A 25,657-nucleotide genomic window follows, 5' to 3' on the forward strand; every position below is an offset into this window, starting at 1 on the left:
AATTAATATTCACTTCTTTTATCAGATCCTGCATAAAAAATTTCTTGAAGAGATTGGTTTTCTTTTTGTCTTAATATTAAATCTTCTTTACTCATCAATGATTTAGGTCTTCCAATTACCTCGTGATAATTAAATTTATCCTCACCTCTAGCGATTTGAACTCCATTTTTACCCAATGTTTGCTTTACATTAGTTCCAATATAACTTTGAATAACAAATCCTATTCTTCGATCATTACTTTTATTTACTCCTGATCCATGAACAATTCTTGGGTGATGTAGAGATACTTGACCTGCCTTAAGTTCAACAGGCTTAACTTCATTTTCAGGTACATTATTTACAGTTTGACCACGCGTTAATAAGTTTCCTTCATCAAACTTTTGATCATGATCTTTTTCTGTAGCCTCTTGATGAGAACCAGGCCACATTCGCATACAACCGTTTTCTTCATAAGAATCTGTTATTGCAACCCAAGCACTGACCCAATTATGAGGTTCCAAACCAATATACTTAGAGTCTTGATGATAGCTTACAAAACCTTTTTGATCTGGATCTTTGATAAATAAAGTTGAACTGCAAACTAATATATCTCGCCCTATAATTTTCTCTACTGCATCTAAAATTTTAGAATTATGAACTATCTCATCTAATTTAGGAGATATTAAATGAACATTGTATCGACCAGATTTATTAATCTCATCTGGCATTTCTTTTTCAATCAATTCAATTTCTTTTCTTGCCTCTAAAGCTTGCTCTTTAGTTAAAGCATCAATAGGGGCTATGTAGCCTTCTTTATTATATTGAATAACTTGTTGATCTGTTAAAGACATAATTTAATAATAATATTTCATATGAAACCCATAGTGTCATCTATTCATTTTAGCCCAATTAAATCTTTATCTTTTCAATCTATAAATACTGCAATTATAAAAAAGGATGTTGGTTTTGAAGAGGATAGAATTTTTGCTTTTTCAAGAGCAATTGATATGTCGCTCGCTCAAACTATTGAAAAAGATCCAAGTGAAAGAGAATTAATTCATTTTTTAACTTTAAAAAACTCACCTGTTTTAAATAAATATGATTTTAAATTTGAAAATGGAATGATTTCTATTTTTGAAAGTAATAAACAAATTTCAACGATCTCAATTGAAGATAAAGAGGCTATTTCAAAAGAAATATCAAAACTAGAGCCTGATTTACCAGGTCCATTTTATTTTTTAAAAAATGAGCTATTTCCTTTTTATGACACCACTAATGGATCACATGTATCAAATACAATCTCTCTAATTAATCTAAATAGCATCAAGGATTTTAATCAAAAAATTAATAAAGAAATCGAATTTGAGAGATTTAGAGGAAATATTTACGTTAAAAATTTAGATGCATTTGAAGAAAGAAATTGGATTAATAAAACTATCAAAATTAATGAAGCGGAGTTTAAAGTTTTAAAACATATTCCAAGATGTTCTGCTACCAACTTAAAAATTAATTCAGACCAAGTAGATATCAATTTACCGAATGAACTTAAAAAAGTTTATGGGCATATTGATATGGGAATTTATTTATACCCATTAAATAATGGTAAGATTTCAGTAAATGATGAAATAAATATTAGCTAGGGTTTTGTTTTAAAAACTCAATATACTTTATTACTTCATCAAATTGCTCATCAGGAATATCTTTGTAACTTGCCTTAAATTGACTTTTGACACAGATTGCAACATGCGCATAAGGATTTCTTCCCTTAGGATGATTAGGGTGATCGGGTAATTGTCCCACCAAATAATCGCCAGCTTCTTGTATCATTTTCCAGAGTTTACTCGCGTTTTCCTTGTTCATATATTTTAAAAAATTTAATTTATCATTTAAATTAATTTCAATAAATTTTTTCTTTCACAAATAAAACAAGATTGAAGCAAAATTCAAACATACACTAATGATTTAGTGTGAAAATGCATTGGATCTCAATCCTTTTCCATTATTTCCCCCTTTCATTATTATCTCCCTCTATACGTTACCTAAGTGGAAGGAAAAGGATTGAAACCATTACAAACTACAGACTACTTTCTTACAAACCACCCAATCATAGGAGTCACCACATATGGGAATAGACCGTGTTTGTAAGTACTGCCATGTCAGTGCTTACGTAGCATACGATAACTGCCAGCCAGTTTATAAAAAAACATTCAAATTTGAAATCAGTCCCGGAAGTCATAACAGTATAGTATGGGATAAAATCATCAAAATCCTTTGTCAGAACGGTATAAAAGTGGAGCTCAAATCATGAAGAGATTATTATTATTTGTTTCATTACATTTGTTTCTTTTTCTTTTAGTTTTTGCCTATCATGCACAAGCAGATGACTATGAATGGTCAATAGATGACTATGATAATATGGTTGTAGCGTCTGTTCCTGGTAAAATTATTCATGGAGACAAACTAAGGTTTGTCTTAACTAAAGGAGATTGCAACTACGTTAATGTTTTATTTTCTTTTCTAACATTCAATTTACCTAAAAAGATTAATGATCTTGAGGGTAAAAGAATACCAATAAAAATTAATGAAGACGAAGTTTTAGCAGCAGCAGATGTGGTTTTAATCTACCCAACTTTAGATAACAGAGCACATTTTATAATGTTGACTGCCCCTCAGGTTTATGAATTAAACAATTTCTCTGAAGGCATCATGGCATCTTATAATGCTCATAAAAATTACAGTATTGAATTAATGGATGATGAAAAATTTGAATATACAAAATACTTTGATGTACCAGTTAATGAGTGGGATTTAGAAAAATATCCTGAAAAAATCAATCAAGCTCGTGAAAAATGCTTAGAAGATGTAAAGACTGAAATGAAATTATCATTAAAAGATAATAATAATGGAACTATATCAGGTTAATTTAAGCAAATAGACTCTCTACTAGTGATTTGTTAATCTTGCCTCATGGATCCTTTGAAATTTGTCAAAGATAATACTTACGGGATAAATCAGCTCAATATTTCACCTGATAAAAAAGTAGACAAACTATTAGTTAGATTTGCAGGAATTTGTGGAGCTATAGCCGCTCAACCCATACCTTTTGCTGATATTTTTATTCTTACTCCAATACAATTATATATGGGAACTCTTATAGCTGAAGCTCGAGGCTATAAATTTTCTATATCTGAAATATATAAAGAAATTTTAGGTTTGATAGGTTTAGCTTATTTGGCTCAACAAACTGCTATTGGATTGTATAAAACAATTTTACCATTTCTCGGTGCCATTACCACAATACCACTCGTATTTATTCTTACTTATGCAATTGGAAAAGTAATGGATTATTATTTTGTATCAAAAACTGAAGGAAAAAAAGTTACTAAAGATGATTTAATTAAAGTATTTAAAGAAGCAAGAAAAGATGCGAAGAAGAATTTTACTAAGGATGAAATAAGAAAGAAAACAAATGCTGCCAAAGCTGATATGGCAAATTACAAACCTGCTACTAAAGAATTTGTTCAAAAGAATATTGATGAATTAGCTGTTATTTCCGTAATTTCAAAACTAAGAAGCGGTGAAAAAATTGTTTCTGAAGAAGAAACTGTAATTCTTGAAGCAATGATTAGATCTTCAAATAAAATTACAGATTTAGATAGTGCTATTAATTTTGCAAAAACTACAGCTGCAAAAGGTGCAGACTCTCTGATGGGGGCTGCAAACAATATTAAAGGAATTGCTCATGAGTTAATTTATATTAAAACAGAAAATGACGATGGAGATTCTGTTTTTGCTTTTATGCCAGAAGATACTAATCACCCTCAGTTTGACGTACTTACAATCAATAATGCAACTGGTGAACAAAAATGGGAACAATTAAAAACAACTACCAATCCAGAGAATATAAATAGCTGGATTGAAAAATATCCAGGATCTGAAGGAAGTTTAAAAGTCAATATTGAAATGGCTGACAAACTTGGCTTTGAAAGCACAAGTATCAGTGACAAAGAACTTACAATAGATGTAAATAATTTTTTAGATAAATTAATTCAAATGGATGAGAACGCACTTGCACAAATTATTGAAACATCTCCTCCATTGACAATTATAGCTGCATCTTTTGTTGTTTATGGACTGTACAAAAGATACCAACAAGATGAAATTTCAAAAAAGCAATTTATTTCAATGTCAGCAAAAATAACAGGAATAAAGGCAGCCAAAATTGTTATGCTATTATCTTTATTAGCACTTCCAGGCATTGGCCAAGTTGTTGCTGTTTATTTGATTTCATCTTTAATGTTTTCAGCAATAGGAATCTTTGAGATAAAGAAAGAAAAATTATTACTACCTGCACCTATAAAATGATTGCATTGGTAAGAATTAATTTAAGTTTTGAAAATAATGAAATAATATTTTAATTAATGTTAGACAAAATAAAACACACTGGAAAAAATTCTATCATTTACATAAAAAAACGTATTAGAAAAAAAGCATTAGAAAACATTAAAGAAAAGTTAGATTTTGCTCAAAAGAAAGAGACTGATTTTACCAAAGATGAAATGAGGTCTATGATTGAAAAAGAAGAGAGAAAAATTATTAAAGATTATAAAACAAAGGGTGCTTTGACTACTGTTTTAGCAATGTTTGGAATTGTAAATATTTAGATGTTTAAATTTTTAACAAAACAATTTTTATATGGTCGTTTATATCTTTGGCTAAAAGATAGAATAGGAGGAATATTATTTTTAGTGGTAGCTCTTTTCCTAATTATTTATTTTCATAATGAGTACTTAAAATATGTGGAATACAAAACTAAATTTGAAGAAAGCTATATAGGTATTTCTTTTATTGTAAAAAATTTATTAATATTATCCGTAGCAGGTGCTTATTTTTATTTTTATTACTCGTTAAATAAAACTAAAATTGCAAAAAAACCTGATAACACTCCAAGTATTCAGCCGCAGTCAGGTGAAAAGTCAGTGAAAGAGGAAAGTAATCAAGATATGGTCACTTCATTAGATGAGTTTTTAGAAGACGAGGAGCTTAAATGATTGAAACTTGGCAAATAATTTTAGCTATAATTATTGTTGGTTTATCAATTGTAATGCCGATTTATTATTCAAGGCAAAGAAAAAATAAAACTCAACAAGAAGAAGTAATTGAACGAATGCAAATTCGTGAATACGGTAGAAAGATTAATGATGAAACTAGAGCTAAAAGAGATAGATTAAATTAATGTCAGTATTAGAGATTTTACTTGTTATTGAGTTATCTTATTTGGCTTACAAACTGATTGTAGATTGAGATGAAAAAATTTCTTCTCACAATAATATTTTTTTTAATTTTTAATAGCAGTGTTAGCGCCAATCAAATAGCAAGATTAGGTTCTTTCGATTGTGGAGCAATACTTGAATTTAAAGATATCAAAGACTCACAAGAATCTGTGCAAGATTGGTTAAATGGATTTTTAACATCAGCACAATTTGGAAGAGAGCCATTAAAGAAAGATCAAGTACCAAGTAGTAGTAGCAGATATTTTTGGGTTATTAAATTTTGTGAAGAAAATCCTCTAAGCGATATCACCGATGCAGCAGCACAATTATATTATGAACTAATAAAGGAATGAAAAAACTTCTCCTCACAATTCTATTCACCTTGATTCTAAGTGGGGGTGCTAGAGCAAAGACTATTTGGAAACATTAAACATAAATGACAAATAAAGTTAATATTTCTGAAAAGGTTATAAAAGTACAACAATTAATAGAAAAAGAAGAAAAAATTAAAATTTTAGAAAATTGGTACGAAAATATAAAAAATCATATAGGAATTTCTGATTATGAAAAAGAATACCTGGTTAGTGCTGTTGAGAAAAGAATAAGAGTTAAATTCCCCAATAAAGCAAGAAAAGTTCTAGGAGGAAAAAGTGCAAAAGCACAAGAATTACTGGAGGAAATATATCAATCTTTAATCAAAGAATTTGATTGGTCGCAAAATAATGTCGGGAATAAAGTTAAAGTATGTGGGAGTATGATTAGTGGTAAAGAGTTTGTCTGTTGGTATATTTCTTACAAAAATAATGATGGTTATTCTACAGGGTTACATTTTAGACAAAAAAAGGCAGAGGATGATCCTTATTTAGATGTAGATTATAGAAAAGTAGGGAACGAATATGAAAAGGATAGAGAAGTTAAAACATTTCCTGTTCAATTTAAAGATGAAGCTATAAATCTTTTTAGAGATTACTTGAGAAAAGTAATTAAATGAAGTTATTTCTCAAGTGATAGACTGTTAATGTTGCACCAATTTTGTAAAGACTGTTTATTAGGATGATAATTTGAGTTAACAGGAAGTTTTATTCTAGATCCATTAAAATCCTTGTAAGTAAGAGAGTTTTTAGCTTTATCATTTAATATTACTTTATACTCACTGTCTATTCCAAGAAGACCTTGTGTCCACAATTTATGAATATCCGCTCTTAATGGAATTCCATTATTTATATTATTAGACTCTACATTTTTATATGGCTCAATATGGTTTGCTTCAATTGACTCAATTAAATCAGAATTTGTTACACAACATCTGTTTGAGTATGCGCTTAATACTTTTATTCTAAAATTTTGTTGTCCTTGTCTTATTTTTGAAGTTGATTGATTGTTTGTGTTAGGAGTATTATTTTCTATAGTTTTATCATTTTCAACATTATTTACTATAATTTTTGCTGATGTAATTTCCTCATATAATCTGATTAAAAATTTAAAATCTTTTTCTAAAGAATTACTTGAGTTAAGTAATTTTGAATAAATTTCACCACTGTTGTTTCTACTGGTAAGTGTGTGACTTAAATTTTTAAAAATTTCTTTAAATAAATTATGTTCAGTTGAAATTAAAAAAGCTTCAATTTCATATTCCCCCCCTGCAATATCAAATAAAATTAATAATGGAGTGCCAAATGAGTTCATCATATTAATTTTATAATAATAAACTATGGTATCTCTTAGAGACGCTTCAACTTCATCACTCCCAGATCTAAATTTTGGGCTCCTTAATGAACCATCAGGATTAGTAATTGGATCGTTGATAAAAGATGTAATTATCTCAGTTTTTTTTTCTTTTCCAAAAAAAATATTTAATTTTGTTTTAATTGAAATTCTTTTTTTCCAATTATTAATAAAATTTTGAGCATATCCTATATGAGTAATATGACCATCAGTAAGCCCAAGTTCAGCTTTTGAAACTGTCTTATAAGAGATATTTCTAATTATCCTCATTGAACCAACCATAATTAATTAAATGAGTAATTATAGCTTTTACCACATTTGTGGTTACTGAGTTTCCAGCTTGCATATAAAGTTGTGTATCAGATATATCATTTAGTTTTGCATTATTATAAAATTTAGTTGGAAACCCTTGAAGTTTCAATGCTTCTAAAGGTGTTAATTTCCTAATCCATTTTAATTTTTTATCATTGTTGATAAATTTATTTGAGTAATAATTATCTTGGTTAGCTCTATGCATTTTAACCATGGTCCTTGTCAAAGGTCTGGCAATTTCAAGGTCTATTTCTGATTTTGAATAATATCCTCCAGTTCCATGTTTTAAGATAGTTTTTAGTATCTTGTTTGATAGAATATATTTTTTATCTACTTTCTTATCTAAAATTGTTTTGGTGGTTATATTTTTTTTAGATATAGAAGGAACTTCTGTAGGATATTTTTTTTCTAATTTTTTTAATGAACCATAAATGTAAACTCTTCTACGTGTTTGAGGAACACCATAGTGTTTACTATCAAGAACCCACCAATTAACATCATATCCTTCTTTTTGTAATGATGAGATTATAAATGAAAATGTTTTTTTATTATCAATTGTTAATAATCTTTTAACATTTTCTAATAAAAAATAATTTGGTTTAATTGAATTCAACAATGCTAAAATATCAAAAAAAAGTGCACCTCTTTCATCATCCAATCCTCTCTGCTTACCCATTGAGCTAAAAGATTGACATGGAAAACCTGCCATAAGAAAATCAAATTTTGGTATTATTTTTTTTATTAATTTAGATTTTTTAATTGAATTATAATTTTGATAATTACAAAATTCTTTAGTTGGTGATGTTATTTTTTTAATATCATCTATAAAATAATTATTTTTAATATCAAAATTAGAGCTATAAGTTTTTTGACAATATTTATCGATCTCTGACCATCCAATTGTTTTAAACTTAATATTATTTTTTTCTGAGATTTTTTCAGTTGCAAGTCTAAAACCCCCAATACCTGCAAATAAATCAAAACACCTAATCATTAATTTGTTCAATAGCCATACATAAATATTTAGACAACAAAGGTGGAACAGCATTGCCAATTTGTGCGTAACACTGGCTTATTGTTCCTTCAAAAAAATAATCATCTGGGAAGCTTTGAATTCTAGCAGCTTCTCTTGGAGTTAAACCTCTTGATTGGGTAGGGTGTATATACATATTGCAGTCAAATTTCATATGAGAGGTAATGGTTTTTGAAACCTTCTTATTATCAAGTTTATAGTATTTATCTTTAAATATATTATTTCTACTTTTGTAAGGCATAATATTTTTTATACTGCTATGTGTAGAATTTTCACCTTGCGGTAACTTTGAAAAAATTTCTATATCTCTAGGATTGTTGTACCTAGCTTTGTGATTATAGATATATTTTATCTTTTTATTATTGTTTATATTTTTTAGATAACTGTTTGATTTATAATGTTTTATTTTTTCTACGTTTAATCCAGACTCATAATATTCATTAAATCTATCATTCTTAATTTTTTTAGATTTAAGTGATCTTAAATTATATAAAGCATCCTCTAATACTGATTGTCTACAATCTATCTTAAAATTATCGAGCAAAGAAAAAAATTTTTTTATTTTGTGTTTAGCATTATATTTTTTTTGGACTGCAAAAAAAAATACTCTCTTTCTATTTTGTGGTATACCAAAATCACTAGCCTGTAAAACTCTGAAATCTCCTAAATAATTTAAATTTTCCAATTTATTCAATATATCTTTAGCTTTATTTTTAATACCTATTACGTTTTCAATTAATATGAACTTTGGTTTAATAATTTTTGCAAATTCTAAAAAATATTTATAAAGGTCATTTCTAGGATCGTTTAGAATATTTTGTCTATTAGCAGTACTAAAACCTTGGCAAGGTGGGCCACCCATCAGAAGATCAATTTTATTTTTAAATTTATTATATTTAGTATTTTTTATAATTTTTTTGATATCATCATTAACAATTTTATCTTTAATCAATGGAAAATTTTTTTTTAGAGTTTCAATTGAATTTTTATCAATGTCTACTGCAAGTTTAAGATCATGTTTTCTATTTTTAAAAGAAAAAGATAACCCTCCGGCCCCACAAAAAATATCTATAAAATTAATTTTTTTCATCATTTAACTCTTATATGGAAAAAATTATTAAAAACTATAAATTAAAGAATATCTAAAAACCCACTATCACAATTAAATTTCTTGATTCTTTCTACGTCAATTGAAAACGATACATCACAGATACCTTCGTTTAAATCTTCCTTATGTATTGTTGGAAAACCATTCTTTAATTTATAAAAATTGTTTGAAACAATTTCGTATTTTGTTTCATAATTTTTTTTATGAATTTCAAAAAAACCGTAAGAGTTAAGTTTTTGATCAAAAAGATTAGAAATTTCAATATTATCAACACAATAATCTCTTAATTCATCTATTAGTTCTATTAAACTTAAACCCTTAAGATTATTTTCAATCTCTGCACAACCAAAATACAGATTTTGATAAAATTTGTAATTTATTTGATCTAAATTATTAATTTTAATTTTTCTGTTTTTTTTTGAAAAAGTTTTTATTTCTAATAAGAATTTTAAAAATTTAAAATCATGAATTCCACCTTCAGGACCGTACCAGTTTGATAAAATAGTTTTAAAGTCAAATTTTTTTAAAAGTATCTTTATAAAATGTAATTCACCAATTAATCCCAACTCCTCTTCTTTACTTAATCCTTCAAATTTTTCATCTTCAAAAAATTTTTTCCAACTATTTAATAAGTTTATTATAATATTTAACGAAAACATTGGATCATCAATCTCATATATCGCAGTTATAATTTTTTTAAGAAGATTTCCGTAAGCATCTAAAAAGGAATTATTCTTTAGATAGATAGAAAAAATCATAATATTTTTATCTTCTGGATCATTTTCAAATGAAACTTTTATGCCTTTTGTTTCTTTAAATTCAGTTGAAATATTTTTTATTTTAGTTTTATTGAATATAAAATCGACTGACTTAAGATTGTTTTCATAAATTATAGAAGCTCTCATTGGATTTTTGGAATCTATGAATATATTTCTGGAATATTTTCCGGGACTTTTTATTTCAGACTGAATTATTTTCCAGGTTTCAATTATTTTTTGAAATTCAAATTTCATTTTCAAATTCATGCTCTGAATATACTGAATTAACTCTATACTCTACAGCAGCTTTATCACCCATTTTTGAAAATGGAAAACTAATTTGAAAACCTATTAGAGGGTGTTTGGTTATATGATTAGTATCAATTTTATTAATATCCTTATGACCTTCTACAAAATGGTCTTTACAATTTTTTTCACAATCTTTGTTGCAATTTTTATAGCCTTTAAATTTTTTATAGGAAGATAAATTTGTTATCCCAAAAATAGGATATATATTTAATAAGCCTTTCTTTTCACTTCTATGATATCTAGCAAATCCTCTTTTTGCTGCAGTAATAGTTTGCTCTTCAGTTTCTGAGTTATGTGTTTTTTTAAAATTTTCTAAACTTTTTTTATATTCTTCAATCTCATTTTCATTTAAACCAAGAAGTTCATCAGATGGTTGTGTGATAACTTTTAAACTTACTTTATCTTTATTTCTTTGGTTTGATGGAGTTCTTAATAATAATTCAGTATCATATTTACCAGATATGCTAATATTTTTTCCGGACGAGCCACTTGCATGCAAGCAGATAGTCCAATCATTTAGCTCTCCATATTGATTTAAATTTTCTATATATCTTGAAAATTGTGATGTACTTAAACTTCTTGCCTCCAGAAATCGTTTGTATGAATTTAGAAATCTTATTACTTGATTAGATTCTATATTTTTCCACAGATATATATTTTTCCAACTATGTAAGCCATTATCAAATTTTCCAGAAATAACAGGCTCTTTAATAGAGTTTAATAGTTTTTCTGTAGCAAAATAGTTTGACTCAATTACCTCATCTTTGTTCACAAAGGTTACAATTTCTTCGACTTCTTGAGAGAAAGAGGTTTGCTCTACTCTTGAATGTCTCATCTTAGTTTTAGCCGTAATGATTAAATTAGGATTAGTTCTTACTTTCAAACCAAATTCAGCTGGTGTTGATCCTTGTTCAGCCATGATCCTAAATGTGTTTCTAAGTTCTTCCGTTGCAACTGATATATGAAAAAACCATCTGATTACATTGTCAGTTGTATATAATCTGCATAGATCTTCATAACCCATTCTGTATCCGAACCATCTTCCCATCTGCATTAATGTGTCATACATAGGCATCTTAGCTGAACGTAAGAAATAACTTATGCTTAAACCTTCAAGAGTTAAACCTCTTGACAGTTTATCACCACCTATGACAATGGTATGTAATCCAAAACCATTTTGATTTTTAAAACTTCTATAATCTAAAATGTCATTTTTAGAACCATTTAAAACTTTAATATTTTGACAAACTTGATTTATTACAAAATCCATATTTCTTTTATCTTTTATTAACTCATCCCATGTGGGATATTTTTCCTCAGTAGTATTCTTGTGAATATAAAATTTTTCTTCCCAAATTTTTTTAAATTGTTCTATAGTTTCATTGTATTTGGTATTTTGAATATTAGTTCGATTTCTTAATAAAAAGAGATAATCATTAACTTGTTTAAAAACCAGATTTTGTACATCAACAAATTTAGTCACATGAATAAGCATTGACTTTGCGTCCTCAACATACCCTCTATAATTTCTGCAAGCACATGTTAGAATGAATGAAATTATAGCCTCCTTTAAGGATGGAGGAATATCAACCTCAGGATCATTTTTGTTATTATATTCTGGTTGATGATATCGGTTATGTCTAGGTGGCAACCAACCTTCGTTACAATCTGGATCATCTGGGTAAAGAGAGCTATCTTCTACTATTTCAAAAAAATGATTATCTTCAATTTCTCTATCTTGAACTTCTTCACCGTCTACAACTTCAGTATTAAATATTTTTTCTAAACCAACATGGTTGGAAGGCACAGGTAAATCTATAATATAATCTTTAGGAAAAAGATCTAAACCTTCTTCCTTAGTTTGCGCTTGATTGTGTATAAATATATTAGCAAATGGGGTTGCAGTGTAGCCAATATAAACTTTCTTATTAAAAATGTTCAATAAAGTTCTTATTAATCGATTTATAGTTTTAGGATCATAATCAGGATCAAATTTTCCCTCTTCATTAATTAATTGTTCACCCGTATCTACAGATCCATTATCAACCTCGTCATCAATTACTAGTATGGGTTCATCCTTAATAAATGGAGGAAACGAGGAAAAATGTCCTCGAATTTTAAATGGCCTTTTATCAATAGTAACACCATGAACTTTTGGAGAGCTTAAATAATAAGTAATTAATTTTTCTAAAACTGTTTTATTTTTTTTTACTATAAAAATAGAAACATTTTCTTCTGAATAGAAGTTGGCATGCTCAGATGCTCTAGTACTAAAATCACCATTTAATTTACTATTAGTTCCACAATTTATAATTGGTAGTTTATATTTTAATCTTTTTTTTGCTAATGGGCCGTTATAGATTTGTGTTCCAAGAGAACTTGCTTGTGTATCATAAGCTAAAAAACCTTCATCGACTCTTATTTGAGTTTGTTGTCTTAAATTATTATTTAGGCCAGACAAAACAACAATTTGTTTATAACCAGCATCGGCAGCTTTATTTAAAAATCCAATGAAATTTGATGTTTTTCCAGATTGAACACTGCCTACTACTAATCCTCTTGAGTCCCATGAACCACCTCTTTGTGGATCCTCAATATTCTTCATCATTAAATCAGTTGTCTTATCCATTGCTGACACTGCATCAACTGAATATTGGAGATCATTCTTTATATATTCACGATAGGTTTCCCAGTAAGGTCTATACTTATTTGGGTCATACCATTCTTGATGATCACTTTTACCCCTTATGATTGAATGAGATGAACTTTTAACTGTAAATGCTTCTAATAACTGAAGTATTAATTTATCTTTATATTCATAGTTTTTTGGTTGCTTAAAAAATCGAAGAGCATCTTCAACTGCTTGGATTATTTTCTTCTTAGATAGATCGTCTGGAGTAACAACCTCTATATTAGATACACAAGCACTATAGAGTTTATCATAAATAGAAGTTTTTAAACTATTCATATTAAAAAACTAACATGAATTATAATAATATTAAATATTTAATCTATTTTAAGACACTTTGTGAACATTAATAAACCAAATAAATTTTCTAATTTTAGTTATGTCCTTTCTCTTTCGAGTTTTTTTATTTTTTTCATTATTTTTCCTCACATATGTAAGCGCGAAAGAGGAATGGACAATTAAGAAGTTTAATAATTTGTCCTATGCTCAAGTTACAGGTGAAGTAACTTATGGAGATCACTTAAGTTTTTTTTTAAGATCTGAGAATAATTGTGAAAAAGTATGGAATACCTTTACAGTTTATACTTATGAAAAACCTGAAGATATTTATGATTTAAGATTAAAAAAAATCCCTATCAAGATAAACGGACAGCAATTATTAAGTACTGTTCAAGATATATCACCTTTTTTAATGGGATATAGATTTGTGTTTAGTTTAGGTCAATTTAATACTGATCAATATATAAATTTTTTAAATGAATTTTACACTGAATTTAATCTATTTGAGATTGAGATAGTTGATGGAGAAAATTTTAAATCGTCTAAGTATTTTGATATAAAAAAAAATAATTGGGTCTTAGATGATCTTAACAAATCTATAAATCAAGCAAAATTACTCTGTAGAGAATTGTTGTGATTTAGTAGATGAAGTATTAAATACACCACCTACTTGGTGCCAACGGTGGTAATAGATCCTATTTTTCTTTAGAAAATTAGTTAAATGTAATTCATCAAAATATTCATCATAAAACTGATTAGCAATTACCATTCTAAATTGATTGAAATTAAGTGATTTGTGATTTTGTTCTTTAAATATTTCAATTGATAATGATGAAGTGACGTAATTATCATCATAATATTTTTCACAGTATACATAAGCTTTTTTTGTTTCCACCAGTAGACTGATGTAATCTTTTTTAAACTTAAAGATTATTTTTTTAACAGCTTCTGCAATATAATTATTAACTATAGGTTCCAATGTTAGTTATTGTTAACTTGAAAATATGTTTGATTTATGTTTTCGAGGTTATTTAATAACCTTGAAAATATTTTGTAATAAAAATTTAAAATTAAACTTTTTGGTATTTTATTGAAAGATTAATTAATTTCTGATATATTAAGCTGTCTTTTAATTAAAAGATCGACTTGGGCGTTTCCCATGCACTCTTAATTAAAGCCATACTTTGGTGAGTTAGCGAAGGCAGGTTCGCATCTGCAACTTAGCTCAACCAAAGGAGGAAATATGGCTAAGAAAATCTCAAAAAAACAACTTTTAGCGAACAGAAAAAACGCTAAAAAATCTACTGGTCCGAAAACAAAACAAGGAAAGTTATCGGTTAGTAAAAATGCAATCCAACACGGGCTTGATGCTGAAAAGTTTGTGGTTATTGGTGAGAAAATTGATGATCTAAATGAGTTTAGAGATCGATTGATTGATCAATTAAAACCACAAAGTGTTCATCAAGAAATTGTTGTCTCAAAAATGATTGATGTTGCAATTCGTCTTAAGCGAATACCGATTATTGAAGCGGGAATATTCAATCATGAAATGCTTGAATATGAAGCTATGGAGGAAAAAGATAATGTTGCTGATAAAATTGAAGGTGCAAGAGATAAAGGGGTAGTTATCTCTTCGAACACTATTATTCGTAAGACAGGACTTGCATTTGCAAGAGATTGCGATCAAGGAAGTGCAATCCTTAAACTAAATACCATAGAAGATCGATTGCTTGTGAAATATTTTAAACTCTTAGAATTGCTGAAAAAGGAGCAAAAGAAAAGAGGTTTAAAATGAGAAAATATAAAGGATCAAGGTCAACTAAATCTCCCTCAAGAAAAAGAAACTTTGGGGAGAAAAAAGTTAATTTAAACTCTTTAGGAAAAGCAAAAAGATTAGAATTTTTAAATGAGTGGGGCCCTCATATGAAAGAACATGATCCTGTTAGGTATTATTGTATGATTGGAAGACCTCTTCCAAAAAAATATCAGGCAAAACCAAAAGTACAAATTACACCTGTGAATGCTTATGTGCCTCCACAATCTAAATTGAGTAAAGAAGAACTAGATGCTAAATTGAAAAAGGAAGCTGAAGAGAGAAAAGCAAAAGAGGAAAAAGCTTTTAAAGAACATCAAGAAAAGATGAAGGAACAACAAAGATTAGAATACAATCGAAGAATTGCTCAAAAACAAAATCGATTAGTGCATTGGTGTGATGCTAATAGATCTGGTAATTGGAAGAGTATTCACTCTGAAGAATTTGAAAATAAATATGGGGCTAAGAAAAATAAGAGTTATTACTAATTAATCTCTAAAGTTGGTAAATTCTATCGGTAGACCAATGTCGATAGCTTTGATTGCGGCGATGGCTTCTTGAAGATCATCTCTTTTTTTACCATCCACTCTTAGTTCATCACCCTGGATTTTAACTTGGACTTTAAGTTTTAGCTTTTTGATATCGGCTACTACTTTTTTTGAATTTTCTTGGCTAATCCCTTCTTTAAGTTCACTAACTTGTCGAATGGTTCCACCTGAGGCTCCTTCTGAAGATTTAACTTCTAATACTCTTGGGTCCACTTTTCTTCGAACAAGATGAGTTTCTAGTAATTCATTAACTTGTTTTAGTTTTAATTCATCTGGTGCAATGGTTGTGATATTTTTGTCTTTTCTTTCAATTGAGATTTGAAGGCCTTTAAAATCATATCTATTTGAAATTTCTCTAAGGCAATTCGCTAAAGCATTATCAAATTCTTGATAATTAATTTTGCTGATGACATCAAATGAAGGCATTGAAATTATATTAAAGTATTTTTTATATAAATTAAACTACAGATTGAATGTAATAGATAATATTAAGCAATTTGTGATGCTTTTTATTCATCTAGTTTTTCAGGGATATTTATAATACGCTTAATTTTAAAATATTAACAATTTAAAAAAAAAGGGAAATAAATGATTAAAAAAATACTTTTTACTACTTTGTTTTCTGTTTTTTTTATCTTTAACGCTAATTCAGACACTACTGATCAAAAGTGGATGAAGAAGGTGGAACTTAAAAAAACAGGAGATCATTGTATTGATGATAAAAATTGTTTTAATAGATACCATCCAAATATTCCAGCTGTTGCAAAAGCAAATCCAGGGGATTTCATTGTATTACATACAAGAGATGCTCTAGATACTGGTTTTAGATTAGATTCTACTCCTGATGATTTAGCAACTGTTGATTTAGGATTGGTGCATCCAATGACAGGTCCAGTTTATATCAATGGAGCTAAAAGAGGAGATGCTTTAGAAGTTGAATTAATTGACATCGCTCCAGATGAATATGGATACACAGTAATTGCACCAGGATTTGGTTTTTTACGAGATGTATTTCCAGACCCTTATATCGTTAACTGGAGATTGACAAGAATAGGTGCTGTTTCAGATCAAATGCCAGGTGTAACAATTCCTTATGAAGCTTTTCCAGGTGCAATTGGAGTAATGCCAGGTGAACCAGAAGTTAAAAAATGGAAAGCTAGAGAAGCAGAATTAGCTGCTGCAGGTGGTGTTGCTTTAGGACCTGCTCCAGGTGGTGCATTACCAGCTGACGTTTGTGGAGAGAAAGGTTCTGATAAAGATGACTGCTTGAGAACAATTCCACCAAGAGAAAATGGAGGAAATATGGATGTTCAACAACAGCAAATTGGAACTAAGATTATTTTCCCATGCTTTGTTGATGGATGTGGATTGTTTGCAGGTGACATTCACTATGCTCAAGGAGATGGTGAGGTTGCAGGAACAGCAATTGAGATGGGAAGTGTAACAACAGTTAGAGTGAAAATACTCAAAGGTAAAGGTAAAGATATGGATATGCCAGTTACAGTTGGTAATGATCAAATTATTGATATGGAGCCAACAAGGTACTATCAAACTTTAGGTATACCACTTAAGGGTAAAGGTGAAATACCACCAAGTCATAAATATTTAGACTCTGGTAAGTTAGCCAATCTAACTAATGCTTCAGAAGATCTTACAATTTCTGCAAGACATGCACTTATACAAATGATTGATTACTTAGTTAAAGAGCATGGTTTAACTAAAGAACAAGCATACATTTTATGTTCTGTAGCTGTAGACTTGAGAGTTGGACAAGTTGTTGATGTTCCTAACTTTATTGTTTCTGCAGTTTTAAACATGGATGTATTTGATAAGTACAGAAACTAAACTTTAAAAAATTAAAGGCGCTTTTAAAATAAAGCGCCTTTTTTTTAGAAAAATATATGAAATTGAAAAAATCATTTTTTACTATTTTAACTTATATATTTATTTACTTAATTTTTAGTGCTCATTCGCCTTGGGGCCAATATTTAGCTTACAGAGAACAACATTTGTTAATTATGAGTGTTAGAGAAGATGCACCAACATATCCCTTTTCAAAAACTTTAGTTGAAGCTATCAATAAAGAATTGCCAGAAGCTAGCGCACGACCAGCTAGAGCAAGAGATTTTAGAAGAGTTCAAAGTCTATTTTCAACAAACCAAATGCCACTTGTTTTATTGTCTAAAAAAAATGCAAACCACATGGTTAAAGGCTCTGGACCTTTCAAATCATTTGGATCTGCAGATGCAATGGTTGTATATTATTTTGGAGATCTAGTTTTATTAGCCCAACCCTCATTTCCTGATAAATTTGCATGGCTTATTACAAAAGCACTAATGAACATTGAAAATGACTTAAAAGATGCAAAATCTCCATTAAAAGTTAAAAGTAAAATTGAAACTCATCCAGGAACAATAATGGCACTCAATAATGAAAAAATGCCAGAATTAGATAATCAATAAAAATTTTTCATTAAAAGAATGAAAAAAATAAAAATTCACATCAGAAATAATCATTGGAAAGAAGGATTTTTACCTTGTGATGAAGAAGGAGAGAAAAATAATACAATTACTAAAGAAGAGTTTGAAAAGGGTTTAAGTCGATACCCTGAAATAAAAGACAAGATAGAATATTTAATTGATTGGGATGATGATAATTTTAAATCATCAATGAAAACTGCAGATATTTTATTGGGCTGGCAGTTTCCAACACAAAATTTAAAAGAGATTGCTCCAAATTTAAAATGGATCCATGTCATCTCAGCAGGAGTAAATCATTTATCTCCCTTTAATTGGATGAAAGAGGATTTGGTTTTAACCAATAGCAGTGGGGTACATGCTAAAAAAGCTGGAGAGTTTGGTTTGATGAGCATTTTAATGCTGCAAAACCATATGACTAGACTTGTTACTCATCAAAAAAATAAAGAGTTTGTCTCTTTATTAGGAAAGCCAATTGAAGGAAGAACTGTTGTTGCAGTTGGAACAGGTTCTCTAGGTGGCTCAATGATCAAACATATCAGTAAACTTGGAGCAAAAGTTATAGGAGTTAATAGAAAAGGTAAAAGTGTAGAAGGGTGTTCAAAAGTAATCACTTTTGATCAAATTGATGAAGTATTACCCATAGTAGATTTTTTATATTTAGCAGTTCCTGAAACGGAAGAGACTAAAGGATTAATCAACAAGGAAAGATTAGATAAATTAAAAAAGACCTGCGGAATTGTAAATATTGGTCGCCAGTCTGTATTAGATTATGAATATTTGAAAACTAAGTTGGAAAAGGATGAGATAGCAGGTGCTATTTTAGATGTCTTTTCAAACGAACCAATTCCAAAATCCTCCAATCTTTGGGACACTCCAAATTTGATTATTACACCGCATGTATCTTCAGATAGTGAAGGTAACTATATCGAGATGGTTTTAAAAATATTCTTTAAAAACCTAAAATTATTTTTAGACAAAAAAGAATTAATCAACCAGGTAGATAGAAAGCTTGGATATTAGTTTTTTGCAGTTTCTTCAGCAAATGAAATTAAGTCTTTAAAGATAACATCTGGTTTTGGTAAATTATCAACAACTTTAGTTGCACCCCAATTTCCACCATTATCTAAATTTTGTCTGTCAATCCAAACAGTGGTCATATCAAAATGTTTTGCTGGTACATGATCATGAAATAAACTTTGAGCAACGTGTAAAATTGATTGAGGTTTTTCATTGTATTTTTTTTCAATATTTTCAAACATGTAATCAAAATTAGCTAATGTAGGTTTATATGATCCAACATCTTCAGCAGTATAAATTTCATCAAATTCAACTCCCAACCAACGATTAGAAGAAGCAAAGCCTTTCGTATTTACATTGGATAAAATTACTAACTTAAAATTTTTTTTAAGAATTCTTAATGCATCCGCACTATCAGGAAACGCTGGCCAGTGTTTAACAGAGTCTCCAAATTCTTTATCTAAACTTTCATTAGATTTTAAATCATGCTGTTTAGAAAATTGCATATGAACATTGAATAAAATTTCAGGATAAAGCATTGAAGGAGTTTTCTTTTGTTGCTCGGATTCTAATAAAGCAAAATTTCTTAATACTTTTTCTCTAGTTAAATCATCTCTTTTATTGAAATGAATTAATGGTTGAAATGCATTCCAAATACCACTTTCCCAATCAATTAAAGTACCGTAACAATCAAAACTTAAAAATTTAAAGTTATTATAGTTCATAATTTTTTATATTTTGCTTAATAATTTCAATTTAAGCGGCCAAGATAATTTACCATAACCACTCCAATGATAATTAGGATAATTCCAATTAAACCATAAATATTTGGAACTTGATTATATTTTAATAAAGCAAATAAAACGACACCAGTAATAGTTAATCCGCTATACGTTGCATAGGCAAAACCAACAGGCAGAGCATGCATTGCTTTTGCAATACAAAACATTGTTACCATCATAAATGCGATACATAAAATTGATGGAGTAAGCTTTGAAAAACCTTCAGAGACTTTAGCAAAACTATTTGAGGCTATACCACAAGAAATACCAACAGCTAAAAACAAATATCCAAATAATGGTTTCATGGTGTTAGATTATCAAATTGGTTAATATTTACTATTTTATTATTTAATCTTTAATAAAATAGTCTATTAAACTCTATGGCTAAATTGAAAAAATTAATCATTGCTTGTGATGGTGAGTCTGCAAGTGGTAAAAGTACTGCAGCAAAATTAGTTTCAAAAAAGTACAAACTTTTACTAATTAATTCAGGCCTTCTTTATAGATATTGCAGTAAATTAATTATTAAAGATAAGCCTAAGAATATAATTCCGTATTTGAAAAATAAATTTAAAACTGTCTCTTATAAAGCGATTGCAAAGCAAAAGCTTCATTCAGAGGAAATCTCCAACCATGTTGCGGTATTAGCAAAAAATAAAAAGGTTAGAGAAATTGTGAACCAATTACAGATGAAGATTATTAGAGCCAATAATAGAATTTGCGTTGAGGGGCGTGATATTGCGAGTAAAATTTTAGCTAAAAATCCAAAATATGACTTAGCGTTTTACTTTAAATGTAGTTTGGAGGTTGCAGCTTACAGAAGATGGTTAGATTTAAAAAAATCAGTGCCATTAAACGAAGTTAAAAGATCTCTGAAAATTAGAACCTCCTTAGACAAGAAAAGAAAAAACAGCCCATTAATTAAAGTAAAAGATGCTATTTTAGTTAGAAGTGACAAGCTAAATAAGAAAGAAGTGTTAGCTAAAATGTCTAAAGCAGTAGAAAAAGTTCTTAAAAACTAACTTTTATTTTCTTCAGCTGGCTGATCGGTTTCTGTATTTTTTTCAGCACTTGCAATTTGATCTAAATCAACAGGGACATTCATCTCTTCTAATTTTTCCTCTAAACTTGATTTAAATTCATCATAAGATCTAGTTGGATTAGCAATAGGTTCCGTTTGTGGATTTAATTCCATACCTACGGGTGTAATACTTTCTGGCATTGGAGTAAATTGGCTGTCTGGGTTTTCTTGTACTTCTGCTCTTACTTTCATTCTATAAACTCCAAAAATTCCAATTATAGAATGAAAAAATGCTAAGAATATCCAAAAACCATTTACGCCAACTATATTCATAAATATTGAACACATAAACGGTCCACTCATTGCTCCTAAACCAAATGCAATTTGTAAACCTGCACCTGCTACAACAAATTTTTCTTTTGGAATATAATCATTAGTGTAAGCAAGAATGATTGCAAACATTGGTAAACTTAAAAATGAAAATAAAACTACACAAACATAAAACCATGTTTTAGGAGTTGCCAAACCTTCTGGTAAATACATTTGTCTTGATGCAAAGATTGCACAGATTGCAAAAAATGCTGCACCAAATGTTGAATAGATAATTACTCTTCTTCGATCAAAAATATCTGAAAGTTTTCCAATAGGCCATTGTGATATGGCACCCGATACTGCGAGTAAAAATGTTACAATTGAAATTTCTAAAATCGTAAAGTTCATAGAAGCTGCATACACAGCTAATAATGAAAATAATGCTGATTGAACTGCACCATAAGTTAATGCAGATACCATTCCAAGAGGAGAAGTTTGATATAATTCTTTCAAACTCATTCCTTGGATCTTTTTAAATGTTGGTGCTTTCCTTTTTGTCATTAAAATAGGAATAAGCGCTACAGACATTAACAAAGAGATTAAAATAAAAGGTTCAAAGTTTTCAGGGGCACTAAAGTTTAAGAAAAACATTCCAAGACCCATTGATCCATAAAGGATCACCATGTAGATAGATAAAACGCTTCCTCTATTTTTATTTGAAGATCTGTCGTTTAACCAACTTTCTGCAATGGTATAAATAGAGGCCATACTAATTCCAGTGATTACTCTTAGCAAAAACCAAGTAAAAGGATTTACAAACAAAGAGTGAGCTAAAATTGCTACAGAAGCTGCTGATGCAAAAGCTGCAAAGGCTCTAATATGACCAACTCTTCCAATTATATTGGTAATGAATTTTGCTCCTAAAAAATAACCTACAAAATAACCTGACATCATAAATCCAGTTGCAGCTAAACTGAATTTTTCCTGTACTGCTCTAACTCCTAATAAAGATCCTTGGAACCCATAGGCAAGCATAATGCATGACATACCTAAAAATAACGCCCAAGAATTTTTTAAAATTTTATTCATACTTTGCCGCCTATTTATTTGCAGTTATTATTAAATCAAGTCTTTTGTGTGACAAGAATTTAAGCTTTTCGAAGCTTGAGGAATGAGTGGATGGCAATGGTGATGATGATTACCATTCCACCTTGAATTGTCTCTAGACTAGGCTGTTCTTTAATCACCATCCATACCCAAAATGGTCCAATAATGGTCTCAAGCAAAAAGAACAAATTAACTTCCTCTGCAGGGATAAATCTTGGCGCAATAGTTACCAATACAAATGGCACTGCTACACACATCAAACACATTAATGGAACGATCCATAAATCTCTTCCAACTAAAGCGTAAGTTTCTATGAAAAACATAGCAAATACAGCAACAATTAACTTTCCAACTACTGCAGAAGGTACCAGGTTTTTTGTCTTAGCAGATCTAATGGTTACAGCTCCAACAGCAAGACCAAGTGCTGTGATAAGCCCTAAAATATCTCCATAAATATTTCCAAGTTGTAACGAGTCGTAGAAAATATAAACAGCCGCAAAAAAAGTAATCGCAATTGCAATCCAGGTTTTACTATCAGGATGTTCTTTCAAAAATAAAGCCCCTAAAACAGCGGAGAGCATAGGAGCCATTGCAATCATGACTAATGTGTTTGCAACATTAGTATTTTGAATAGAGACAACAAATGCAATATTGGTGATTGAGAAGGTGACAATATAAATTATCCCGTGATATCCACTTGAAAATAAGATTTTAAAAAAATTAGATTTATAAATTAACAACATTCCTAAGAAAACAGTGAAGAAAGGAATTGCACCTCTATAAAAAACTAAACTCCATGTTTCTACACTTGAAAGTCTTATAAACAAACTATCTGGCGTAATGAACATTACCGCCACAAAAGCCATTAACGATCCTTTTTGTTGGTCTGATAAATTGTTCATGCTTTAAGTTCTTTCCAAAATAATTTTGCTAAATTAATTCCTGATAAATCATAAAATGATTTTAAGCCTGTAGGGGAAGTTACATTGATATCCCCATTTAATTTTTGATCAATAAAGTCAATTCCTGCAAAGAAAATATTTTCTTTTTTAAGATCTTTTGAAATTAATTTTGAAATTTTTAATTCTGATTTTGTAAGTTTGATGTTGATAGGGACTGCACCTTTACTCATGTTACTTAAGAAGGATCCTTTTTTAGGAACTCTTGAAATTGCACCCACTACTTTACCGTTAATAATAAAAACTCGTTTATCACCTTTACTAATTTTAGGTAAAAACTTCTGACACATGATGTGATCATGTTTTTTGATAAATTTATTTATGGTTTTTGAATTATAACTATTCATTAATAGAATATCATTTCCGCTGTAGCTATGAATTGGTTTTACAATTACTTTTTTATTTTTTTTAAAAAAAGATTTAATCTCATCTAGATTTTGAGAAAAAATAGTAGCAGGCATAAATTTTTGATACTTTGCTGAATATAATTTCTCAGATACATTTCGAATTGAGGTTGGATCATTTATGATTTTAACTTTATGTTTAATTTGATCTAAAATGTATGTGGTTGATATATATTCAAGATTAAAAGGTGGGTCTTGTCTTATTAAAATGAACTTACAAAGTTCTAAATTTAGTTTTTGTTTTTTTAGAATTTTAAAGAATTTTTTATTGTTATAATCGAATTTTATAAAGAAACCTTCTGCGGCAACTTTTGAATTGATGATCGATAAGTTTTTTGGATCATAATAAAAAATCTTATATTTTGATTGAATTTCATTCGCTAAAAATACACTGGTATCACTTTTAGGATTAAGTTTTGATGGGTGGTTGCCTTGAACCGCAATGATTTTATTGGTCATATAGAGTTTCTAAATTTTCATCTTTTGAAAATTTATTAATCATATGATCCGCATTAGTCATTTTGTTTTCAACAATTTTATTTAAGTGATTTAAAAAGATTGTTTCATTTTTACCATGCTTATTAAGGAAATCTCTGTTTTCTAAACCTTTGTTTGATAATTCTAAAAGTGTTTTAGACCAGTGCAGCAAATCTTTCCCCATCAACTGCGTGTTAAATCCTTTTTTAGGTACCTCTAAATAAGCATTAATGATTTTATCTTTGTCCCAGTTTTTAATTAGATCGTAAGTTTCATCAATATTTCCATAAATCATTCCAACATTAAAAGCAGGACCCGAACATAGACAATCCCAACCACAGGCATCCATGGATCTAAGCTCAATATATTTCTTTAATCTGTTCTCAGTAAAAATAGTACTTAGGTGGGTAGTTAAATCCTTTTCGGTTGGTAGACGATTTCCTATTTCATCAATTTTACCATCCATAAAATCTTTAAAGGTATATTTTTTTCCTGAAATATATTTACCTTCATGGTCAATAAATAAAATATTAAAATTAATTGCAAACTCTGCATATTTATCAAAATCAAAGTTATCAAAAAATATAGCAGGCAATCCACCTCTTGAGGTGCTTTGCCAAACTTTAGATCTATAAGATAAGTAACCACTCTTTTTTTTTTCAACGATCGATGAATTTGCAAATAATGCTATTGAAATTGGAACAATGGAATTTACAACTTTAAATTTCTTTATAAAATCTTCTTCTGAGTTATAATCAACGTTTAATTGAGTACCACAAGTACGATACATCATATCTAAACTATGTTCACCACCAAGTGGCATATCTTCAGTCATTAATTTATATCTTTGTTTTGGATTATTTGGGATCTCTTGAATTTTTGAAATAGGATCAAAGCCTGCACTTACTATTTTAATTCCTAATTTTTTAGTAACTTGTCTTAGTTCAAATAAGTAATCTTGAGACTCAGCACATGCCTCATGAATATGATTTAAAATATCACCAGATAATTCAATTTGGTTGCCAGGCTCTAAAGTAATATTTTTTCCACCATTATTTAATGCAATAATATTTTCATTTTCATAAACTGGTTTCCAGCCAAACTCTGCAAGAGCAGAAAACATTTGTTTAATTTTTGAATAATCTACTCTGGTATTATCACTTACATTAAAAAGAAATTTTTCATGCTCAATTCCAATTTTAAAATTCTTAGGATCTTTTATCCCAGATTTAAAATAATCGATGACATGTTCTTTTGAGGTGATCATTTGTT

Annotated in this window: 30 protein-coding genes; 15 read left to right on the top strand and 15 right to left on the bottom strand. The window is 29.0% G+C overall.

Annotated elements, in window-relative coordinates; translation table 11 throughout:
- Positions 1-2: 2 nt before the first annotated feature.
- Positions 3-830: a phytanoyl-CoA dioxygenase family protein gene (locus B9N70_RS00940; protein ID WP_085113944.1), complete on the bottom strand. Its 828-nt coding sequence runs from the start codon at positions 828-830 to the stop codon at positions 3-5.
- Between the two features lie 21 nt (positions 831-851).
- On the opposite strand from B9N70_RS00940, the gene B9N70_RS00945 reads away from it, so the two are divergent.
- Positions 852-1,619, top strand: a complete 768-nt coding sequence (locus B9N70_RS00945) for an MOSC domain-containing protein (protein ID WP_085113945.1) — start codon at positions 852-854, stop codon at positions 1,617-1,619.
- Here the strand turns inward: B9N70_RS00945 and B9N70_RS00950 are convergent.
- On the bottom strand, positions 1,612-1,839 hold the full coding sequence (locus B9N70_RS00950) for a hypothetical protein (RefSeq protein WP_085113946.1): 228 nt from the start codon (positions 1,837-1,839) through the stop codon (positions 1,612-1,614). The genes B9N70_RS00945 and B9N70_RS00950 overlap by 8 nt on opposite strands.
- 444 nt (positions 1,840-2,283) lie before the next feature.
- On the opposite strand from B9N70_RS00950, the gene B9N70_RS00955 reads away from it, so the two are divergent.
- From B9N70_RS00955 to B9N70_RS00985, 7 genes are all read left to right on the top strand, one after another.
- Positions 2,284-2,901, top strand: coding sequence for a hypothetical protein (locus B9N70_RS00955; RefSeq protein ID WP_085113947.1), 618 nt, complete (start codon positions 2,284-2,286; stop codon positions 2,899-2,901).
- Between the two features lie 45 nt (positions 2,902-2,946).
- Positions 2,947-4,344, top strand: a complete 1,398-nt coding sequence (locus tag B9N70_RS07115; RefSeq protein ID WP_197684941.1) for a YcjF family protein — start codon at positions 2,947-2,949, stop codon at positions 4,342-4,344.
- A gap of 56 nt (positions 4,345-4,400) precedes the next feature.
- The gene (locus tag B9N70_RS00965) at positions 4,401-4,643 is read left to right on the top strand and encodes a hypothetical protein (protein WP_085113948.1); all 243 of its coding nucleotides are present in this window, start codon (positions 4,401-4,403) and stop codon (positions 4,641-4,643) included.
- Positions 4,644-5,030 carry a hypothetical protein gene (locus tag B9N70_RS00970; protein ID WP_085113949.1) on the top strand — a complete coding sequence of 129 codons (387 nt, stop codon included), beginning with the start codon at positions 4,644-4,646 and terminating at the stop codon, positions 5,028-5,030.
- Positions 5,027-5,215, top strand: a complete 189-nt coding sequence (locus B9N70_RS00975) for a hypothetical protein (protein ID WP_085113950.1) — start codon at positions 5,027-5,029, stop codon at positions 5,213-5,215. Before B9N70_RS00970 ends, B9N70_RS00975 begins: the two co-directional genes overlap by 4 nt.
- A gap of 69 nt (positions 5,216-5,284) precedes the next feature.
- Positions 5,285-5,605, top strand: coding sequence for a hypothetical protein (locus B9N70_RS00980; RefSeq protein WP_085113951.1), 321 nt, complete (start codon positions 5,285-5,287; stop codon positions 5,603-5,605).
- Positions 5,606-5,688: 83 nt separating this feature from the next.
- Positions 5,689-6,243, top strand: coding sequence for a hypothetical protein (locus tag B9N70_RS00985; RefSeq protein ID WP_085113952.1), 555 nt, complete (start codon positions 5,689-5,691; stop codon positions 6,241-6,243).
- 2 nt (positions 6,244-6,245) lie between these two features.
- On the opposite strand, the gene B9N70_RS00990 is transcribed toward B9N70_RS00985, so the two are convergent.
- The 5 genes from B9N70_RS00990 to B9N70_RS01010 are packed head-to-tail and all read right to left on the bottom strand — an operon-like array spanning position 6,246 to position 13,465.
- Positions 6,246-7,247: an HNH endonuclease gene (locus B9N70_RS00990; protein ID WP_172819934.1), complete on the bottom strand. Its 1,002-nt coding sequence runs from the start codon at positions 7,245-7,247 to the stop codon at positions 6,246-6,248.
- On the bottom strand, positions 7,234-8,283 hold the full coding sequence (locus tag B9N70_RS00995) for a DNA cytosine methyltransferase (protein WP_172819935.1): 1,050 nt from the start codon (positions 8,281-8,283) through the stop codon (positions 7,234-7,236). Before B9N70_RS00995 ends, B9N70_RS00990 begins: the two co-directional genes overlap by 14 nt.
- Complete coding sequence (locus B9N70_RS01000; RefSeq protein WP_085115103.1) at positions 8,276-9,412, bottom strand: DNA cytosine methyltransferase; 1,137 nt, start codon at positions 9,410-9,412, stop codon at positions 8,276-8,278. The genes B9N70_RS00995 and B9N70_RS01000 overlap by 8 nt, the downstream gene beginning before the upstream one ends.
- 41 nt (positions 9,413-9,453) lie before the next feature.
- A complete protein-coding gene (locus B9N70_RS01005) occupies positions 9,454-10,443 on the bottom strand; it encodes a PD-(D/E)XK motif protein (RefSeq protein WP_172819936.1) in 990 nt (329 codons plus the stop codon).
- Entirely contained in the window at positions 10,433-13,465 is a 3,033-nt protein-coding gene (locus B9N70_RS01010) for a Z1 domain-containing protein (protein ID WP_085113956.1), read from the bottom strand. Before B9N70_RS01010 ends, B9N70_RS01005 begins: the two co-directional genes overlap by 11 nt.
- 100 nt (positions 13,466-13,565) lie before the next feature.
- Here B9N70_RS01010 and B9N70_RS01015 point away from each other — a divergent pair, with 100 nt between their 5' ends.
- On the top strand, positions 13,566-14,102 hold the full coding sequence (locus B9N70_RS01015) for a hypothetical protein (protein WP_085113957.1): 537 nt from the start codon (positions 13,566-13,568) through the stop codon (positions 14,100-14,102).
- Here B9N70_RS01015 and B9N70_RS01020 read toward each other — a convergent pair.
- Positions 14,079-14,444: a hypothetical protein gene (locus B9N70_RS01020; protein ID WP_085113958.1), complete on the bottom strand. Its 366-nt coding sequence runs from the start codon at positions 14,442-14,444 to the stop codon at positions 14,079-14,081. The two genes, B9N70_RS01015 and B9N70_RS01020, sit on opposite strands and share 24 nt — an antisense overlap.
- A gap of 264 nt (positions 14,445-14,708) precedes the next feature.
- Here B9N70_RS01020 and B9N70_RS01025 point away from each other — a divergent pair, with 264 nt between their 5' ends.
- Both B9N70_RS01025 and B9N70_RS01030 read left to right on the top strand, forming a co-directional pair.
- Entirely contained in the window at positions 14,709-15,260 is a 552-nt protein-coding gene (locus B9N70_RS01025; RefSeq protein ID WP_085113959.1) for a hypothetical protein, read from the top strand.
- A complete protein-coding gene (locus B9N70_RS01030) occupies positions 15,257-15,766 on the top strand; it encodes a hypothetical protein (RefSeq protein WP_085113960.1) in 510 nt (169 codons plus the stop codon). Before B9N70_RS01025 ends, B9N70_RS01030 begins: the two co-directional genes overlap by 4 nt.
- Here the strand turns inward: B9N70_RS01030 and B9N70_RS01035 are convergent, their stop codons facing one another.
- A complete protein-coding gene (locus B9N70_RS01035; RefSeq protein ID WP_085113961.1) occupies positions 15,767-16,252 on the bottom strand; it encodes a YajQ family cyclic di-GMP-binding protein in 486 nt (161 codons plus the stop codon).
- Positions 16,253-16,414: 162 nt separating this feature from the next.
- On the opposite strand from B9N70_RS01035, the gene B9N70_RS01040 reads away from it, so the two are divergent.
- From B9N70_RS01040 to B9N70_RS01050, 3 genes are read left to right on the top strand one after another with little or no spacing between them, the layout of a single operon-like run.
- The gene (locus B9N70_RS01040; protein ID WP_085113962.1) at positions 16,415-17,671 is read left to right on the top strand and encodes an acetamidase/formamidase family protein; all 1,257 of its coding nucleotides are present in this window, start codon (positions 16,415-16,417) and stop codon (positions 17,669-17,671) included.
- Positions 17,672-17,727: 56 nt separating this feature from the next.
- Positions 17,728-18,288, top strand: a complete 561-nt coding sequence (locus B9N70_RS01045; protein ID WP_085113963.1) for a hypothetical protein — start codon at positions 17,728-17,730, stop codon at positions 18,286-18,288.
- A gap of 18 nt (positions 18,289-18,306) precedes the next feature.
- The gene (locus B9N70_RS01050; protein ID WP_085113964.1) at positions 18,307-19,326 is read left to right on the top strand and encodes a D-2-hydroxyacid dehydrogenase; all 1,020 of its coding nucleotides are present in this window, start codon (positions 18,307-18,309) and stop codon (positions 19,324-19,326) included.
- On the opposite strand, the gene B9N70_RS01055 is transcribed toward B9N70_RS01050, so the two are convergent.
- Together B9N70_RS01055 and B9N70_RS01060 are read right to left on the bottom strand one after the other, a co-directional pair.
- Complete coding sequence (locus B9N70_RS01055) at positions 19,323-20,048, bottom strand: haloacid dehalogenase type II (RefSeq protein WP_085113965.1); 726 nt, start codon at positions 20,046-20,048, stop codon at positions 19,323-19,325. The genes B9N70_RS01050 and B9N70_RS01055 overlap by 4 nt on opposite strands.
- 26 nt (positions 20,049-20,074) lie before the next feature.
- On the bottom strand, positions 20,075-20,410 hold the full coding sequence (locus tag B9N70_RS01060; protein WP_085113966.1) for a DMT family transporter: 336 nt from the start codon (positions 20,408-20,410) through the stop codon (positions 20,075-20,077).
- Positions 20,411-20,485: 75 nt separating this feature from the next.
- On the opposite strand from B9N70_RS01060, the gene B9N70_RS01065 reads away from it, so the two are divergent.
- Positions 20,486-21,127, top strand: coding sequence for a (d)CMP kinase (locus B9N70_RS01065; protein ID WP_085113967.1), 642 nt, complete (start codon positions 20,486-20,488; stop codon positions 21,125-21,127).
- Here B9N70_RS01065 and B9N70_RS01070 read toward each other — a convergent pair.
- Genes B9N70_RS01070 through B9N70_RS01085 form a run of 4 tightly spaced genes read right to left on the bottom strand, consistent with a single transcriptional unit; the run spans position 21,124 to position 25,652 of the window.
- Complete coding sequence (locus B9N70_RS01070; protein ID WP_085113968.1) at positions 21,124-22,527, bottom strand: MFS transporter; 1,404 nt, start codon at positions 22,525-22,527, stop codon at positions 21,124-21,126. The two genes, B9N70_RS01065 and B9N70_RS01070, sit on opposite strands and share 4 nt — an antisense overlap.
- A gap of 59 nt (positions 22,528-22,586) precedes the next feature.
- Positions 22,587-23,447, bottom strand: coding sequence for a DMT family transporter (locus B9N70_RS01075; RefSeq protein WP_085113969.1), 861 nt, complete (start codon positions 23,445-23,447; stop codon positions 22,587-22,589).
- Positions 23,444-24,367 (bottom strand): glutathione synthase, encoded by a 924-nt coding sequence (gshB, locus tag B9N70_RS01080; RefSeq protein ID WP_085113970.1) that lies wholly within the window; start codon positions 24,365-24,367, stop codon positions 23,444-23,446. Before gshB ends, B9N70_RS01075 begins: the two co-directional genes overlap by 4 nt.
- On the bottom strand, positions 24,357-25,652 hold the full coding sequence (locus B9N70_RS01085) for a glutamate--cysteine ligase (RefSeq protein WP_085113971.1): 1,296 nt from the start codon (positions 25,650-25,652) through the stop codon (positions 24,357-24,359). Before B9N70_RS01085 ends, gshB begins: the two co-directional genes overlap by 11 nt.
- Positions 25,653-25,657 lie beyond the last annotated feature (5 nt).

Source organism: Candidatus Pelagibacter sp. HIMB1321 (assembly GCF_900177485.1).
Taxonomy (GTDB): Bacteria; Pseudomonadota; Alphaproteobacteria; order Pelagibacterales; family Pelagibacteraceae; genus Pelagibacter.